General features: G+C 72.3%; 15 protein-coding genes. 6 read left to right on the forward strand and 9 right to left on the reverse strand.

Going from position 1 to position 14,958, the window contains the following annotated elements:
* A partial coding sequence (locus tag ACWD68_RS04165) for an alpha amylase C-terminal domain-containing protein (protein WP_451804925.1) occupies positions 1-182 on the forward strand: 182 nt, incomplete at its 5' end.
* A 31-nt stretch (positions 183-213) separates the two neighbouring features.
* Here ACWD68_RS04165 and ACWD68_RS04170 read toward each other — a convergent pair.
* Together ACWD68_RS04170 and ACWD68_RS04175 are read right to left on the reverse strand one after the other, a co-directional pair.
* The gene (locus ACWD68_RS04170) at positions 214-1,641 is read right to left on the reverse strand and encodes a M1 family metallopeptidase (RefSeq protein WP_451804926.1); all 1,428 of its coding nucleotides are present in this window, start codon (positions 1,639-1,641) and stop codon (positions 214-216) included.
* Positions 1,642-2,008: 367 nt separating this feature from the next.
* Positions 2,009-2,797, reverse strand: a complete 789-nt coding sequence (locus tag ACWD68_RS04175; protein WP_451804927.1) for a PIG-L deacetylase family protein — start codon at positions 2,795-2,797, stop codon at positions 2,009-2,011.
* A 257-nt stretch (positions 2,798-3,054) separates the two neighbouring features.
* Between ACWD68_RS04175 and ACWD68_RS04180 the strand changes: the two genes are divergently transcribed.
* Together ACWD68_RS04180 and ACWD68_RS04185 are read left to right on the forward strand one after the other, a co-directional pair.
* Positions 3,055-3,969, forward strand: coding sequence for a Gfo/Idh/MocA family protein (locus tag ACWD68_RS04180; protein WP_451804928.1), 915 nt, complete (start codon positions 3,055-3,057; stop codon positions 3,967-3,969).
* Between the two features lie 88 nt (positions 3,970-4,057).
* The gene (locus tag ACWD68_RS04185) at positions 4,058-5,023 is read left to right on the forward strand and encodes an ATP-dependent DNA ligase (RefSeq protein WP_451804929.1); all 966 of its coding nucleotides are present in this window, start codon (positions 4,058-4,060) and stop codon (positions 5,021-5,023) included.
* A gap of 138 nt (positions 5,024-5,161) precedes the next feature.
* Here ACWD68_RS04185 and ACWD68_RS04190 read toward each other — a convergent pair whose 3' ends face one another.
* The 4 genes from ACWD68_RS04190 to ACWD68_RS04205 form a co-directional block, all read right to left on the reverse strand.
* A complete protein-coding gene (locus ACWD68_RS04190) occupies positions 5,162-5,530 on the reverse strand; it encodes a DUF6479 family protein (protein ID WP_451804930.1) in 369 nt (122 codons plus the stop codon).
* Positions 5,531-5,607: 77 nt separating this feature from the next.
* The gene (locus tag ACWD68_RS04195) at positions 5,608-6,426 is read right to left on the reverse strand and encodes a methyltransferase domain-containing protein (protein WP_451804931.1); all 819 of its coding nucleotides are present in this window, start codon (positions 6,424-6,426) and stop codon (positions 5,608-5,610) included.
* A 37-nt stretch (positions 6,427-6,463) separates the two neighbouring features.
* A complete protein-coding gene (locus ACWD68_RS04200) occupies positions 6,464-7,774 on the reverse strand; it encodes an MFS transporter (RefSeq protein ID WP_451804932.1) in 1,311 nt (436 codons plus the stop codon).
* Between the two features lie 168 nt (positions 7,775-7,942).
* A complete protein-coding gene (locus ACWD68_RS04205; protein ID WP_451804933.1) occupies positions 7,943-8,554 on the reverse strand; it encodes a LysE/ArgO family amino acid transporter in 612 nt (203 codons plus the stop codon).
* Positions 8,555-8,620: 66 nt separating this feature from the next.
* On the opposite strand from ACWD68_RS04205, the gene ACWD68_RS04210 reads away from it, so the two are divergent.
* On the forward strand, positions 8,621-9,541 hold the full coding sequence (locus ACWD68_RS04210) for a LysR family transcriptional regulator ArgP (protein WP_451804934.1): 921 nt from the start codon (positions 8,621-8,623) through the stop codon (positions 9,539-9,541).
* A gap of 189 nt (positions 9,542-9,730) precedes the next feature.
* Positions 9,731-12,280 carry a SpoIIE family protein phosphatase gene (locus ACWD68_RS04215; protein WP_451804935.1) on the forward strand — a complete coding sequence of 850 codons (2,550 nt, stop codon included), beginning with the start codon at positions 9,731-9,733 and terminating at the stop codon, positions 12,278-12,280.
* A 70-nt stretch (positions 12,281-12,350) separates the two neighbouring features.
* On the opposite strand, the gene ACWD68_RS04220 is transcribed toward ACWD68_RS04215, so the two are convergent.
* Positions 12,351-13,337, reverse strand: coding sequence for an aldo/keto reductase (locus tag ACWD68_RS04220; protein ID WP_451804936.1), 987 nt, complete (start codon positions 13,335-13,337; stop codon positions 12,351-12,353).
* A 72-nt stretch (positions 13,338-13,409) separates the two neighbouring features.
* Positions 13,410-14,075: an NUDIX domain-containing protein gene (locus ACWD68_RS04225; RefSeq protein ID WP_451804937.1), complete on the reverse strand. Its 666-nt coding sequence runs from the start codon at positions 14,073-14,075 to the stop codon at positions 13,410-13,412.
* Between the two features lie 107 nt (positions 14,076-14,182).
* On the opposite strand from ACWD68_RS04225, the gene ACWD68_RS04230 reads away from it, so the two are divergent.
* Positions 14,183-14,536 carry a hypothetical protein gene (locus tag ACWD68_RS04230; protein WP_451804938.1) on the forward strand — a complete coding sequence of 118 codons (354 nt, stop codon included), beginning with the start codon at positions 14,183-14,185 and terminating at the stop codon, positions 14,534-14,536.
* Positions 14,537-14,560: 24 nt separating this feature from the next.
* Here the strand turns inward: ACWD68_RS04230 and ACWD68_RS04235 are convergent, their stop codons facing one another.
* On the reverse strand, positions 14,561-14,884 hold the full coding sequence (locus ACWD68_RS04235) for a hypothetical protein (RefSeq protein WP_451804939.1): 324 nt from the start codon (positions 14,882-14,884) through the stop codon (positions 14,561-14,563).
* Positions 14,885-14,958: the final 74 nt, after the last annotated feature.

Here is a 14,958-nt window from a genome sequence, read left to right on the forward strand (position 1 = left end):
GCGTCCCCGAGGACATCCCCGCCTGGCACGAGATCCTCAACACCGACACCCTCCGCTACGGCGGCAGCGACATCACCAACCCCGACCCCGTCAAGGCCGAGGCGATCGGCATGCACGGCAGGCCGACCAGCATCGAACTGACGCTGCCCCCGCTCGCGACCGTGTGGCTGCGGCCGGCCTGAGCCGTCCCGCAGCCACCCGGGCCACCGTCCGTCAGCGGGAGGCCGGCTTGCCCGCCGTGAAGAGCCACGTGTGGAAGAGGCCAGAGAGGTCCTTTCCGGACTCCCGCTCGGAGAGCTTGATGAACTGGGCCGTCGTGCCGTGCCCGCCACGGTGGCCGGCGGCCCAGGAGCGGAGGATGCGGAAGAACGCGGGATCGCCGACGGCCGTGCGCAGTTTGTGCAGGGTCATGGCCCCGCGGGCGTAGACCGGTGTCTCGAAGATGTGCTCGCCGCTGCCGGGATCGGCGGGCGGGAAGGCCCACAGGTCCTTGCCCGCCGGGGTGGCGTAGAGCGAGTCGAAGGTCTGCTGCGCGGTCTTGCCGCCGTGCTGCTCGTTGTAGAGCCACTCGGCGTACGTGGCGAAGCCCTCGTTGAGCCAGATGTCCTTCCACTTGGTCAGGGTGACGGAGTCACCGAACCACTGGTGGGCACTCTCGTGGACGAGGGTGTCCAGGTCCGGCGCGGAGTCGTACACGGGCCGTGTCTGGGTCTCCAGGGCGTAGCCGACCTGCGGCGCCCGGTCGACGATGGCTCCGGCCGCCCGGAACGGGTAGGGGCCGAAGAGCTTGCTCTCCCAGGCCAGGACGGACGGCAGCTTCTTCAGGACCGGAGCGGCGGCGGTCGCCTCGCGGGGGTCCACCGCGTTGTAGACCTTGAGGCCGTCGCGGGTGGTGTACTGCTCGACCTTGAACGTTCCGACGGTCGCCGTGGCGAGGTAGGCCGCCATCGGCTCGGACTGCCGCCAGCGGAAGGTGGTCCGGCCGTCGGTGGTCCGCTGTCCGAGCAGGACACCGTTCGCGACGGCGGTACGTCCCTTGGGGACGGTCAGCGTGAAGTCGTACGACGCCTTGTCCGTGGGGTGGCTGTTGGCGGGGAACCACGTCATCGCGCCCTGGGGTTCACCGGCCACGAACGCGCCGTCGTCCGTGGGGATCCACCCGTCGAGGGAACCGTCGGGGTCGGTGACCGGCTTGGGCTTGCCGGAATAGGTGACGGTGACGCGGAACTCCTTGCCCTTGCCCAGGGCCTTCCGCGGGGTGACGACGAGTTCCCGGCCGTCGCGCGCGAAGGCCGCCTTGGCGTGGTCGACGGTGATGCCGGTGACCTTCAGCCCGCTGAGGTCGAGGTCGAAGCGGGTCAGCCGCTGGGTGGCCCGGGCGGTGATGACCGCCTTGCCGTCGAGATGGCCGCTCCCCGGGTCGTATCCCAGGGTCAGGTCGTAGTGGTGGACGTCGTAGCCGCCGTTGCCCGAGAGGGGGAAGTACGGGTCTCCCGCGCCGGCGGAGCCCACGGTCCCGGCCGCCGTGGCCGGTCCTGCCGCGGTCAGCAGCGCGGCGAGGGCGACGGGGACGGCCGCGACAACGGCTTCGCGGCGAAGGACAGTTGTGCGTCGTGCGGCCTCTTGCGGGCGTGGTGTCACGTTCGCTCCTCCGGTTCGACGGTGATCACTCGCGCACAGCCTACGAGCCGCTCCGCCCGCCGACCCTCAGCATCAGGTCAAGGTTGCGCCCGTGCCGTGTCGGCGATCGCGGTGTCCCGGCGGAAGAGGGCCGACTCGGGGAGGCGCCGGGGAACTTGGGCCGCCGCGACGGCCGACCCCCTTCCGGTGCCCCGGCCGACCGCCGCTCGCCGTGCCGGGACCGGTCCGGGTCGCTGCTCACGGTCCGGTCCAGGCGCCGGCCGGCGGGGTCGGTCCGGGTTCCCGCTCACGGGCCGCTTCCGGTCGCCGCTCGCCGGGCCGGTCCGGACTGCTCGATGACCCGCCCCCGCAGTCGGACGTGTCGCGCTCAGACCCAGGGCGGCGGGCCGTCGGGGACGAGCTGGTGGACGTCGAAGAGGACGGCGGATTCGACGCCGAGCGCGGATCCGCCCATGCCGGCCGCCCAGGTGAGGAACGGCCGCGCTTCGAAGGCGCCCGCTCCCAGGCCCTTGGTGTACTCGGCGTGAGCCTCCAGCGAGGCGATGCCGCGTTCGAGGGGTTCGCCGGTGACGTCGACGCCGTGGGTGGGCTGTTCCGCTCCGGCGAAGCACACCATCCGGATACCGTTCCAGGGCTCCAGCCCCTCGTCGGCGAGTTCGGGGAAGATCCAGCGGTTCCCCGCGTCGCGGGCCGCGTCGAGGGCGGCCAGGCCCACCGCCCGGTGGTCCGCCTGGTTGGTGATGCCGCCGATCATCCGCACGGTGAACGCGCCGGACACGACGATCTCGGGCCGGTGGCGGCGAAGAGCGCGCACGATCTCCCGGCGGAGCCCGAGCCCGTACTCGACGACGCCGTCGTGGTGATCGAGGAACTCGACGGTCTCGACACCGACCTGCAGGGCACCGGCCCGCTCCTCGGCCTCGCGCAGCGGTGCGGCCCGGTCCGGGTGGAGGCCATCGATGCCGGCCTCCCCCCGGGTCGCCAGCAGATAGCTCACCTGCTTGCCCTGCGCCGTCCACCGCGCGACGGCGCACGCGGTGCCGTACTCGATGTCGTCCGGGTGCGCGGCCACGGCGAGACATCGCTGCCAGTCCTCCGGCAGCGCGGGCAGGCCCGAACCGCCCGCGAAGCCTGTTTTGTCCTGTGTGGGATCCATGCCCCGCATGATGGCGCGTGGCCTGTCGCGAGGGACAGAGGCGCGCTCTCCCCCGTTCGCACGCCGGGTTCCCGCGCCCCTGTGAGCCCGGCGGGCCGGGAGGCACGCCCGCGAGGTCCGCCCTCCTGGTCGAACACGGCGCCGGCGTGGTGAAGTCTGTCCACACGTCCGATGATCCGACGCCGGGCCGCCGCCGCCTGCCTCGTCGGCGGCGCCCCCGGTCGACGGTGCGTCAGGCCCCGCACACCGCAGAGGAGATGCCCGTGACCACAACCTCGCCCGCCTGGACTCACGCACCCGTGAGGGTGGGGCTCGTCGGCGCGGGGCCCTGGGCGCGGGCCGTGCACGCACGGGTGCTCGCCGCCGGACCCGAGACCCGGCTGACGTCGGTGTGGGCACGCCGGCCGGAGGCCGCCCGTGAGACGGCGGCTCCGCACGGCGCCGCCGTCGCCGCGACGTTCGAGGAACTGCTCGACGACTGCGAGGCGGTCGCCTTCTCGGTTCCGCCCTCGGTACAGGCCGAACTCGCCCTGCGCGCGGCCGAGGCGGGCAAGGCCCTGCTCCTGGAGAAGCCGCTCGCGCTCGATCTGCCCTCGGCGCGGCGGCTCGTGGACGCCATCGACGCCTCGGGCGTCGTCTCCCAGCTCGTGCTGACGAACCGCTATCACCCGGCCACCCGGAAGTTCCTCGCCGAGGCGCGGGCAGCGGACGTCTCGGGCGCGCGGTCCTGCTGTCTCAGCGGCGCCTTCCTGGGCGGCGACTTCGCGACCCCCTGGCGTCTTGAGCACGGGGCGCTGCTGGACCTCGGACCCCACGTTCTCGATCTGCTGGACGCGGCACTGGGGCCGATCGTCCGGCTGCGCGGAGCCGGCGACCCGCGGCGCTGGGTCGAACTCACCTGCGAGCACGACAACGGCGCCGTGAGCCAGGCCTCCCTGTCCGGATCGGTCGACGTCGAGCGCGGCATCACCCGCGTCGAGCTGTTCGGCCGACACCCCGAACTGGTCTTCGACGGCGGAGCGCTCGACCACGAGGAGTCCTGGCCCGTACTGCGCCGCGAGTTCGCCACGGCCGTTCGGTCGGGGCGTTCCGGCGAGCTCGACGCCCACCGCGGACTGCGCCTTCAGACCCTGATCGCCCAGGCGCTGGAGGGCTGGGGCGACGCCCCCTGAACCCGGGAGGAGCCGTCCCGCGCGGCCGATCAGGCGAAACGGGCGGCGGCGAAGCGTGGGTGATCGGCGGTGTGTCGACAGAACAGCTGTGGACCTGCCGCTGATCGCCCCGATGCTCGCGACCCCCGGAACCCTGCCACCCGCCGGGCAGGACATGCGATGGGCGTACGAGACGAAGCAGGACGGCCAGCGTGCCGTGGTCTATCTGCCCGGGGACGGCAGCGTGCTGCTGCGGGCCCGTTCCGGGGAGGACATCACCGCCGCCTATCCGGAACTCCGCGCCCTGGGCGGCGTTCTCGGCACGACCGCGGCGGTCCTGGACGGCGAGGTGCTGGTCCTGGACGACCAGGGCCGGGGCGATTTCCAGCTGTTGCAGTCCCGGATGGGACTCGCCCGGTCGCCGGGCAAGGCCGCGCGGCGCGCGGATCAGGCGCCCGCTCATCTCGTCCTGTTCGACGTGATGCGTCTGCGCGACGACCTCACGGGCCGGCGGTACGCGCGACGGCGCCAGGTGCTGGAGAGTCTCTCCCTCGACGGCCCGTTCTGGTCGACGCCCGCGGCCCTCGTGGGGCACGGCGAGCAGGCCCTGCGGGCGACACGGGAGAGCGGCCTGGAAGGGCTGGTCTGCAAGCGGCTGGACTCGGTCTACGAGCCCGGCGTGCGCTCACGGTCCTGGGTGAAGATCCGCAACATGCGGACCGCGGACGTCCTCGTCGGCGGCTGGGTCCCCGGGAAGGGGCGCCTGTCGGGACTGCCCGGCGCCGTGCTCGTGGGTCAGCGCGACGCGGGGGAGCTGCGTTATGTGGGGAGCGTGGGCACCGGCTGGAGCGAGGCCGAGCGCGTCGAACTGGCCCGGCTCCTGCGGGCCGCCGAGACCGGTCGCTGCCCCTTCGACAGCCTCCCGCGAGCGGCCGAGGCGCGCTGGGTGCTGCCCCGGCTGGTGGGCGAGGTCCGCTACAGCACCCGTACCCGGGCCGGGCTGTTGCGCCAGCCGTCATGGCTGCGGCTGCGTCCCGACCTCGCGCCCGAGGACTCGGCGGCCGATCTCCCGTGATCCGTGGGACGGATGAGGGGTCCGATCTCCGGAGGACGTACGAAGGTTCGGCCTGTCCGCCGCACGCGCCGTCCGGCTGCGCGGTCGCGACGCGAAGGAGCCGGCCGCGCGCGAGCGGCCGGCTCCTTCGCGTCCCGGTCAGGTCCTGCCCGGTCCGCCGCTGCCGAAGGACCCGCTCGATCCCGGTTGCCAGCGCTTGCGATGCTGGTCATCGGCGTGTTTGGTACCCGCGGAGTGCATGTTGTACGGCATCAGCCGCTCGCTCTCGTTCGCGGCGTGCGGGACCTCGTCGGGTTCCCGCATCTCCCGTTCCTCGTGCACCGCCCCGCCGTCGGGCAGGCTGGGCTGCTCTTCGGGAGTGGGTGGCGGCGATTCCAGGCGCCGCACCCTGATACCCATCCGGACGGCCCAGACGAGCGCACCTGCGATGACGAGGCCGCCGATGAAGGCGGCGCCCGCGTTCAACGTAGAACTTGCTGCGATGAGGTCGTAGCTCGCGGTGTTCATGGTGTTCGCGTACCCCCAATACCAGGGGAAATTTGCGTACTAGCCCGTCAGCGACGGCCATTCCATTGTATTCCGGATCATTCCGGACGGTGTGCCACGGCCCCGAACATGGTCACGGACATGTGCAGGCCGCCCTGCCGCGCCGCCTCCGTGAGCTCCTCGTACAGCCGGTCGCGCTGGGCCTCGACGATGAGTCCACGCTTCAGCGCCGAATCACCCAGCATGCGGATGAGCGGCCAGGCGACCGAGGTGTGCTCCTGGAGCAGGGCCTGCGATCCACGGTCGTCGATGACCAGTCCGGCGGCCGTGAGCCGCCCCACCAGCTTGCGTCCGGAGTACGGGTCGGCGGCCGCGGACAGCGCGCCGGAGGTGAGCGCGGCGACCGTCTCGGGGTCGCCGGGGTGCAGGATCGTGGTCGCCCAGTCGGTGTCCAGCAGGGCGACCCGCCCGCCGGGGCGCAGCACGCGCGCTATCTCGAAGACGGCCTTCTCCGGCTCGACCAGGTGCTGGAGCACGCGTTCGCACCACACCACGTCGACCGTCGCGTCGGGCAGCGGCAACGCGAGGGCGTCGCCGTCCGCGAAGCGGGCCGCGCTGCGCTCCTCGATCGCGCGCTGCTCGGCCACCGTCCGCAGGCCGGGGTTCGGTTCGATGCCGAGCACCCTGCCCCGGGGACCCACGGCGGCCGCGAGGCGCCGGGTCTGCGAGCCGGTGCCCGCGCCGATGTCGAGCGACCGCTCTCCGGGCCGCACACCCAGGGCGGCGTGCGCCCAGGAACGCAGCCGCTGTACGCCGTCGTTGACGTCCTGCGCATCCAGGGCGCCCACGAGCCGGGCCGTACTGTCCGCGCTGATGTTCTGCGCGTGGAATTCCGAGGTAGGTCGCGTGTCCCCCATGGCGGTCACTCTAGAACCACCATGGTCGTTTCGGTATTCAGATTGTGTAACGCCTCAGGGCCGGTGTGCCCAGGGCGAGACCCAGCACCGCCACGATCACCAGCAGGCCGCCGCCGGCCACCGCGGCGGGTGCGCCGAACGCCGATCCGGCCGTGCCGTGCAGGACGTCGGCGACGCGCGGGCCGCCCACGACGACCACCGTGAACACGCCCTGGAGACGCCCGCGCATCTCGTCGGTGGCGGCGGACAGCAGGATGGCGCCGCGGAAGACCATGGAGACCATGTCGGCGACTCCGGCCAGGGCCAGGAAGGCCACGGCGACCCACAGGCTGCTGCTGAGTCCGAAGCCGGTGATGGCCGCGCCCCAGGCCGCGACCGCGACGATGACCATCAGACCGTGCCGGCGGACACGGGAGAACGTACCGGACATGAGTCCGCCGACGACCGCGCCGACGGGGATCGCCGCGAACAGCAGCCCGAGCGCCACCCCCTCGCGGTACGGGGCGTACGTCTCGGCCGCGAGCTGCGGGAACAGGGCGCGCGGCATGCCGAACACCATGGCGATGATGTCGGCGAGGAAGGACAGCAACAGCACCTTGTGCAGGGCGATGTAGCGGAAGCCGGCCACCACTTCGCGCAGGCCCGCCCGCCGGGAGGCCGATCCCTTGAGGGGTGGCAGCGCGGGGAGCCGCAGAACAGCCCACACGGTGACGGTCAGCGCGAGGGCGTCGATCAGATACAGATCGGGCAGCCCGATGAGGGGAATGAGCGCTCCGGCGAGCATCGGCCCGGCTACGGAGCCGGTCTGCATGACGGTGGCGCCGAGCGCGTTGGCGGCGGGCAGTTCGTCCGCCGGGACGAGCCGGGCGATGGACGCGCTGCGGGCCGGGGAGTTGAGGCCGAAGAACGCCTGCTGCAGGGCGAGCAGGACCATCAGGACGGGCACCGACTCCATTTCGGTGACGGCCTGGACCCAGAAGAGCAGCGAGGTGACGGCTATGCCGATATTGGTGACGAGCAGCAGTTTGCGGCGGTCCACGCTGTCGGCGATGGCGCCGCCCCACAGGGCGAAGACCACCAGGGGCAGCAGTCCGGCGAGGCTCGCGTAGCCGACCCAGGCGGAGGAGCCGGTGATGTCGTAGATCTGCTTGGGCACGGCGACCGCGGTGAGCTGGCTGCCCACTGCCGTGACGGCGGTGGAGGACCACAGCCGGCGGTAGGCGGGGCGGCGCAGCGGCCGGGTGTCCATGGCCCAGCGACGCCATCCGGAGCGGTCGGCCCGCTCGGGTTCGGCGCTCGCGTCCTGCTCCGCGGCGCCGCTGTCCGTACTGCTCTCGCTCGTGTCCACGCTCGTCCTGGTTGCTCGATACATCTTTCGATTCCGGGATCACTATGGCCGAGCGTGAGCGGGGTGTGTCCCCCGGGGACCGGATTGGTGCCCGTGCATCGTGCGGCACGTGCTCGCAGGGCGGGCGGCCCGTGCTCGCGGATCAGGGGTACGACGGCGTACGACAGCTCACCCGCCCGCGATCAGCGCGGCGCCCATCGCGATCATCGTCGTCGCGACCAGGCCGTCCAGCACGCGCCAGGACGCGGGCCGGGCCAGGAAGCGGCCGAGCAGCCGGGCACCGAACCCGAGGGCCGCGAACCAGCACAGGCTGGCGAGCGCCGCGCCCAGCCCGAACGTCCAGCGCAGCGATCCGCGGTCGGCCGCGAGCGAGCCGAGCAGGAACACGGTGTCCAGGTAGACATGCGGGTTGAGCCACGTCAGGGCGAGGCAGGTGAGGACGGCACGGCGCCAGGAGCCCGTGGACACGGTCGCCGCCGTCAGGGCCGAGGGCTTCAGCACCCGCCGGGCGGCGAGGACCCCGTAGCCGACGAGGAAGCAGCCGCCGATCAGCCCGACCACCGTGAGCGCGGCGGGCCAGGCCACCACCACCGCACCGACCCCGCCGACCCCGAGCGCGATGAGGGCCGCGTCGGACAGGGCGCAGATGCCCACCACGGCGAGGACCGCGTCCCTGCGGATGCCCTGGCGCAGGACGAAGGCGTTCTGGGCGCCGATGGCGACGATGAGGGAGAGGCCGGAGCCGAATCCGGCGACCGCGGTGGTGAGGGCGTCTGTCATGTCTTCGACGCTAGAAAGCGGATCGTCGGGAGTACAGCTAAAGATTCTTACGTAACATTAGCGATCGTGATGACGGAACTCCCCCTCGACCAGGTGCGCACCCTGCTCGCCGTGGTCGACGAGGGCACCTTCGACGCGGCGGCCGCGGCGCTCCATGTGACGCCGTCGGCGGTGAGCCAGCGGGTGAAGTCACTCGAACAGCGCGCCGGCCGGGTTCTGCTGATGCGGACGAAACCGGTGCGGCCGACCGAGTCCGGCGAGATCGTGGTGCGTTTCGCGCGCCGGCTCGCCCGGCTGGAGCGCGACGCGCATGCCGAGCTCGGCATGTCCGGATCCGGGGAGCCCACGAGGCTGTCGATCGCGGTGAACGCCGACTCGCTGGCGACCTGGTTCCTGCCCGCGCTCACCCGCGTGCCCAAGGAGCTCCGGCTCTGCTTCGAACTGCGCCGCGAGGACGAGGACCACACGGCCGCCCTGTTGCGCGAGGGAGCGGTGATGGCGGCGGTGACGTCGTCGCCCGACCCCGTGGCCGGCTGTTCCGTCCGCGCCCTCGGGCGGATGCGCTACCTGCCGGTCGCGAGCCCCGGCTGCGCCGGACAGTGGCTCGGCACCACGACCGGCACACCCCTGCGCGACACGATCGGTTCCGCCCCGGTGGTGGCCTTCGACCGGAACGACGACTTCCAGGACGATTTCGTCCGCGCCCTCGCCGGCGGTCCCGGAGCGAGCGCGCTGCGCCACTTCGTCCCCACGTCCGAGGGGTTCGTCGACGCCGTCGTGGCCGGAATGGGCTGGGGCATGATGCCCGAGGCCCAGGCCGAACCGCTGCTGCGCGCGGGGAGGTTGGTCCATCTCCTGCCCGGCCGGGGCGTCGACGTTCCGCTCTTCTGGCAGCAGTGGAAGCTCGACTTCCCCGCGCTCGGCGCGATGGCCGAAGCCGTGGCGGCCGTCGCCGCGGAGACGCTCGTACGCGGACCGGCTTCTTGAATCACTCGCTCACGGACAGCTCCTGAACCTCCCCGACCCGGTATGTTCGCGCTGGGCACATCCGGGCGCGGCCGGGAAGAATGGCCTCACGTCCTGGTGCCGCGGAGGACGTCGAGGTGCGGTCAGGGACCTGAGAGGCGCATTCTTGCTGTGTTACCCCCCTGGCGGCGGGCGGACGAGGGCAGATCGATGACAGGGAGCGCCGAGCGTGAGGACCAGGCGCTGGACAGCCTGGCAGCCCTGCTCAGTGACGCGGTGACGGACGCGATCCGGGCGGCCCGCGGCTTCGCGGGAGGCGTCTACCTGCGCTCCACCACGCCCGGCCTGCTGCGTCTCGCCGTGCTCGCCGGACTGCCGGGCCCCCTCTTCCGCCCCTGGTGGCGTATGCACATGGACCGGCCGTTTCCGGTCGCGGACGCCCATCGGCTCGGTGTGGAGGTACTCCTCGCCGATCCGGCGGACACGATGCGCCGCTATCCGCAGCTCGCGGCGGGGCTGCCGTTCCAGTTCGGTTCGCTCTACGTGCCGGTCGTGGGCGACTCGACCCCGTACGGCGTCCTCACCGTGCTGCGACCGCCGGCCTCGGACGCCACCGCGGTCCTGCCGGACCGCGACCGGATGACAGCGGTGGCGGCGGAGCTCGGAGCGGGCCTGGCGGTGCTGAACAAGCACGGGTCCCCGGTCCTGTGGGACGCGGAACCGCTGGGGACACGGCCGCCGGCCGAAGGCCCGTCCACCCGGTGCGTCGGCGGCTTCACCTGGGATCCGGCAGACAACACCATGATCGCGGACGACGCTCTGTGGGCCCTGCTCGGGATCCCCCGGGACGACTTCGCGGGAACGCCCGAGGCCCTCGCCGACGCCGTCGCCCACGACGAACCCCGGCTGCTGCTGGCCGCACTGCGCGAGACGTCCGCCGGCCGGCCGCCGCCCCATCCGCTGCCGGTACGCACGGGCAGCGGGGGACTGCGGCTCCTCGAGCTGTGGACCTCAGGGGGAGCGGGCGTCCCGCCTTACCGGGTCAGCGGCGCGCTCGTCGACCCGGGACCCGGGCCCGCGGCGGACGGGGCGGCCGACCAGCTCCCGGAAGGCGTCTTCGCCCTCGACCGGCTCGGGCTGATCACCTACGCCAACCCACGCGCCGCCGAACTGCTCGGCCGCCCGCGCGCCGAACTCATGGGGCGGCTGCTCTGGGACGTGGTGCCGTGGATGGACGGCCCCGCGTACGAGGATCATCTGCGGGGTGCGCTGCTCTCGCCGGACCCGGTGCACTTCCGCGCCCGGAGCCCGCTGGGCAACGGCACCGAGACGGTTCCGGGACGCCCGGCGGGCACCTGGCTGAGCTTCTCCGTCTATCCCGGCCCCGGCGGTGTGACCTGCAAAATCATGCCGCTGGGGCGGGCCACGGAAGCCGCCGGGAACACGCCCTTCGAGGCGGAGGCGGCGCAGGCTCTCGGGGCCGACCTCGACGAGCCCGACACCGGTGTCCCGACCACGGCGCCGCTGTACCGGCCCATCGTCCTCGCGATCGCGCTGACCGAGGCCGTCACCGCACGGCAGGTGTCCGAGGTGGTGATGCGCGAACTGCTGCCCGCGTTCGGCAGCCGCCGCCTCGCCATCTATCTGCTCCAGGACCGCCGGCTGTACCTGGCCTGGGAGACCGGCTTCCCCCAGGGATTCCTCGCCCCCTTCGACGGCGTGGGCCTGGACGCCAAACTGCCCGGGGTCGAGGCGCTCACCAGCGGCCGCCCGCTCTTCTTCGAGTCGATGCAACAGCTGGCCGCCGCCTATCCGGGCATCGCCCTGGACGCCACGGTCGGGGCCCGGGCCTTCCTGCCGCTGATCGCCTCCGGGCGCCCGGTCGGCTCCTGCATCCTCGGCTTCGACCGGCCCCGCAGCTTCAGCACCGAGGAGCGCACGGTCCTCACCGCGCTCGCCGGCCTGATCGCCCAGTCCCTGGAGCGGGCACGGCGCTACGACAACGAGGCGGCCCTCGCCCGCGGGCTCCAGGAGGCTCTGCTGCCGCACCGTCTGTCGGCGCATCCCCTGGTGCAGACCGCCGGCCGGTATCTGCCCGGCACCGTCGGCATGGACGTGGGCGGCGACTGGTACGACGTCGTCGAGGCCGGCGACGGACTGGCCCTCGTCATCGGCGACGTACAGGGGCACGGTGTCCAGGCCGCGGCCACCATGGGTCAACTGCGCAGCGCTGTGCGGGCGTTCGCGCTCGGGGACCACTCTCCGGACGAGGTGATGAGCGGCACCAACCGGCTGCTCATCGACCTCGACCCGGGCCAGTTCGCGAGTTGCTGCTATGTCCGGGTCAACCCGCTCACCGGTGTCGCCCGGGCCGCGCGGGCCGGGCATCCGCAGCCCCTGCTGCGCCATCCCGACGGCCGCACCGAGGTCCTGGACCTGCCCGGCGGCGTGGTGCTCGGCGTGGATCCGCACGCCGACTACCCCGTGACGGATCTGATGCTGGAGCCCGACGCCGTGCTGGCCCTCTACACGGACGGTCTGGTCGAGCGCCCCGGCACGGACATCGACGAGGGTGTCGAAGCACTCCGCGCGACCCTGGCCCGGGCGGGCCCCCCGCAGCGCCTCGGACCGGGCGGCCCCTCCTTGTCCCGCGCCGCCGATCTGCTCACCGCGGAGGCCAGGCGGGCCAACGAGCGCCCCGACGACATCGCCCTGCTGCTCACCACCCGCTGGACGCCCATCGACGGCGAGAGCCACTAGGCGGTGCTGTTCGGCTCGTAGGCGGTGCCGTTCGGCTCGCTCTCGGCGGCCCGTCCCGGCTCGAAGGGTGTCAGTGGGCCGCGTCCAGGCGGGCCCGCTGGTCCGGGGTGAGTTCCAGGTCCACCGCGGCCAGGTTCTCCTCCAACTGGGCCACCGAGGACGCACCCGCCAGCGGGATCACCGGCAGTTCGCCGCCGATCTGCCAGGCCAGCACGACCTGGTTCATGGTCGCCCCCGTCTCCTTCGCCACCTCCTGGAGCACGGCGAGCCGGACGGCGTTCCCCGGGTGGTCGTAGTCGGACGGCAGCGGCTTGTCCGGCCGTCCGTACCCGCCACCCAGCAGCGGCGAGTAGGCGACCAGCGTCAGGCCGGGCTCGGCCCCCAGATAGCTGACGAGTTCCCCGGTCGCCGCTCCGAGACCGCCCTCGGGGAAGAGTCCGCTCGGTATGTCGGAGCGGGGGCGCAGAAGACTGTGGTGGTACTGGAGGACCTCGTAGCCGGGCAGACCGGCCGCGGCGGCGAGGGCGCGGGCCCGCTCCACGCGCCAGACGGCGTGGTTGCTCACACCGAGCAGTCCGACGTTTCCTTCCTCGACGAGTTCGGCGAACGCCCCGACGGTCTCGCCCGGCGCGACGGTGCGGTCCTCGATGTGCGCGTACAGGAGATCGATCTTCTCCACTCCGAGGCGTTCCCGGCTCCGCTCGGCCGCCTCGCGGATCGCCTCGGCGGACAGGCCTTCGGGGTTGTCCTCGTAGCTGGTCCCCGGGGCCAGCGGTCGTGCTCCGAGCTTGGTCGCGAGGACGATCTCGTCGCCGATGCCCCGGCTGCGCCGCCAGCGTCCGAGCAGTTCCTCGCTCTGGCCGCCCTGGCCGCCGTCGATCCAGAAGGCGTAGTTGTCCGACGTGTCGACGAAGGTGCCTCCGGCCTCGACGTAGCGGTCGAGGATGGCGAAGGAGGTCTCCTCGTCGGTCAGTGAGCCGAACAGCATCGCGCCGAGCGCGAGCACGCTCACCTCGCGACGGGTCCTCGGGTCCGTGCCGATCGTGCGGTACCGCATGGTGTTCCCTCCCGTTCGGGCCCGAAGTCCCCGGGCCTGAACGGGAGTCTGGAAGATGGAGTGCTCTTCAAGTCAAGCCTTCTTGAAGGGGCCCTCCAAGGCGGCCCACTGCAACAGCATGATGGTCTTGGCGTCGGCGATGTCCCCGGTGCGGACCATCGCCAGGGCGTCACGGAAGGGCAGTTCGACGATCTCGATGTCCTCGCCCTCCTCGTCCAGTCCGCCTCCCTCGTGGGTGCGGGTCGACGGGCCGTAGGAGGCGGCGTAGAAGCTCACCCGCTCGGTGACCGAGCCCGGACTCATATAGACGTCGAAGACGTGCTCGACCGCGCCGACGGTGTGCCCGGTCTCCTCGATGACCTCCCGTCGCACGGCGACCTCGGGGTGCTCGTCCGCCTCGTCGAGGAGGCCGCCCGGTGTCTCGGTCAGCATGCCGTCCGGGTGCCCGTTGACATACGCGGGATAGCGGAACTGCCTGGTCAGCAGCACGGTTTCGCGGTCGGCGTCGTACAGCAGGAGGGTCGCTCCGTTGCCGCGGTCGTGGGTCTCGCGCTCCTGGGTGCTCCAGGTTCCGTCGGCGAGCTGGAGGTCGAAGGTCGTGGTGCGCTCCACGTACCAGTGGCACGAGAGGAGTTGTACGTCGCGGATCTTGACCCGGGGGTTGCCGGTCAGGTCACGGCCCACCCGGTCGAGTCCCGTGCGGCCCCGGCGGTCGGGGGTGTCGATGCCTGCGGTCATCGCGCGCCGGCCTGGCGGGAGCGGGAGATGTCGTTCATGGGCCCTGTCTACCATCCCGAGACCAAGATCCCGGTCACAGCGGGCCTTCGCCCGTTTAGGCTCACAGCATGGAACAGACGGAGATCATCCTGCGCGCCATCGGCGTGCTCACCGAGACCAACGCGATGGTGCGCAGGATCGCCCAGGACGAGGAGGACGGGGTCGAGTCGGCCGAGAACAATCTGGGCGCACTCGTCACCGAGGTGTTCCCGAGCGTCGAGGTGCCCGGCGACGCCGGCCCGGCGGAGGCCGGGCAGGCGGTCGCGGACGCCTATCTGCCCGCCGCGATCTCGCTGGTGGGCGCCTTCGCGTTCCTCTTCTCCGAACTCGCCGATCTCCACGACTCAGGTCGCAGCGACGTCAAGACGGCCGATCTTCTCCAGGATCTCGCCCTGCGGATGTCCCGGGCCGGCAACACCTAGGATCGCGCCCGGCCCGGGGCCGCCTCACCTCTTCCGCTCGACGCGCACCCAGTCGATCTCGGCCTGGACTCCCCCGGCCGCCACCCGGTCGACGCTCGGCTGGGGCAGCCCCCAGCAGGGCGAGTGCCAGGAGACCGAGGGATCGTCGATGTTGCTCCGTCCCGAGGTGAAGTCGTAGGTGCCGCCGCCCGGACGGGTGCGACCCTCGCGCCCGTGAAGTCGTCGAAGAACGCGGTTCTGGCAGGTCCCCGTCTGTTCCCGGGGCAGTGCGGGATACGCGGCGGCGACGCTGCCTCCCGTGCCCCAGACCTGGAACTCGTACAGGGAGCAGCCGAATTGGGCCATCACCGGCGCCGGGTCGTCAAGATTGCTCCGGACCGGCCTCGCCACCCGGCATGACTTCGGGACTTGGACGCGGCCGG

The sequence above is a fragment of the Streptomyces sp. NPDC005141 genome (assembly GCF_053599975.1).

What these genes read in the sequence shown, in the direction of transcription:
- ACWD68_RS04205 (WP_451804933.1), bottom strand. Translation starts at nt 8,554, where the DNA reads ATGACAGACGCCCTCACCACCGCGGTCGCCGGATTCGGCTCCGGCCTC.
- ACWD68_RS04190 (WP_451804930.1), bottom strand. Translation starts at nt 5,530, where the DNA reads ATGAACACCGCGAGCTACGACCTCATCGCAGCAAGTTCTACGTTGAAC.
- ACWD68_RS04175 (WP_451804927.1), bottom strand. Translation starts at nt 2,797, where the DNA reads ATGGATCCCACACAGGACAAAACAGGCTTCGCGGGCGGTTCGGGCCTG.
- ACWD68_RS04180 (WP_451804928.1), top strand. Translation starts at nt 3,055, where the DNA reads ATGCCCGTGACCACAACCTCGCCCGCCTGGACTCACGCACCCGTGAGG.
- ACWD68_RS04225 (WP_451804937.1), bottom strand. Translation starts at nt 14,075, where the DNA reads ATGACCGCAGGCATCGACACCCCCGACCGCCGGGGCCGCACGGGACTC.
- ACWD68_RS04230 (WP_451804938.1), top strand. Translation starts at nt 14,183, where the DNA reads ATGGAACAGACGGAGATCATCCTGCGCGCCATCGGCGTGCTCACCGAG.
- ACWD68_RS04195 (WP_451804931.1), bottom strand. Translation starts at nt 6,426, where the DNA reads ATGGGGGACACGCGACCTACCTCGGAATTCCACGCGCAGAACATCAGC.
- ACWD68_RS04220 (WP_451804936.1), bottom strand. Translation starts at nt 13,337, where the DNA reads ATGCGGTACCGCACGATCGGCACGGACCCGAGGACCCGTCGCGAGGTG.
- ACWD68_RS04215 (WP_451804935.1), top strand. Translation starts at nt 9,731, where the DNA reads ATGACAGGGAGCGCCGAGCGTGAGGACCAGGCGCTGGACAGCCTGGCA.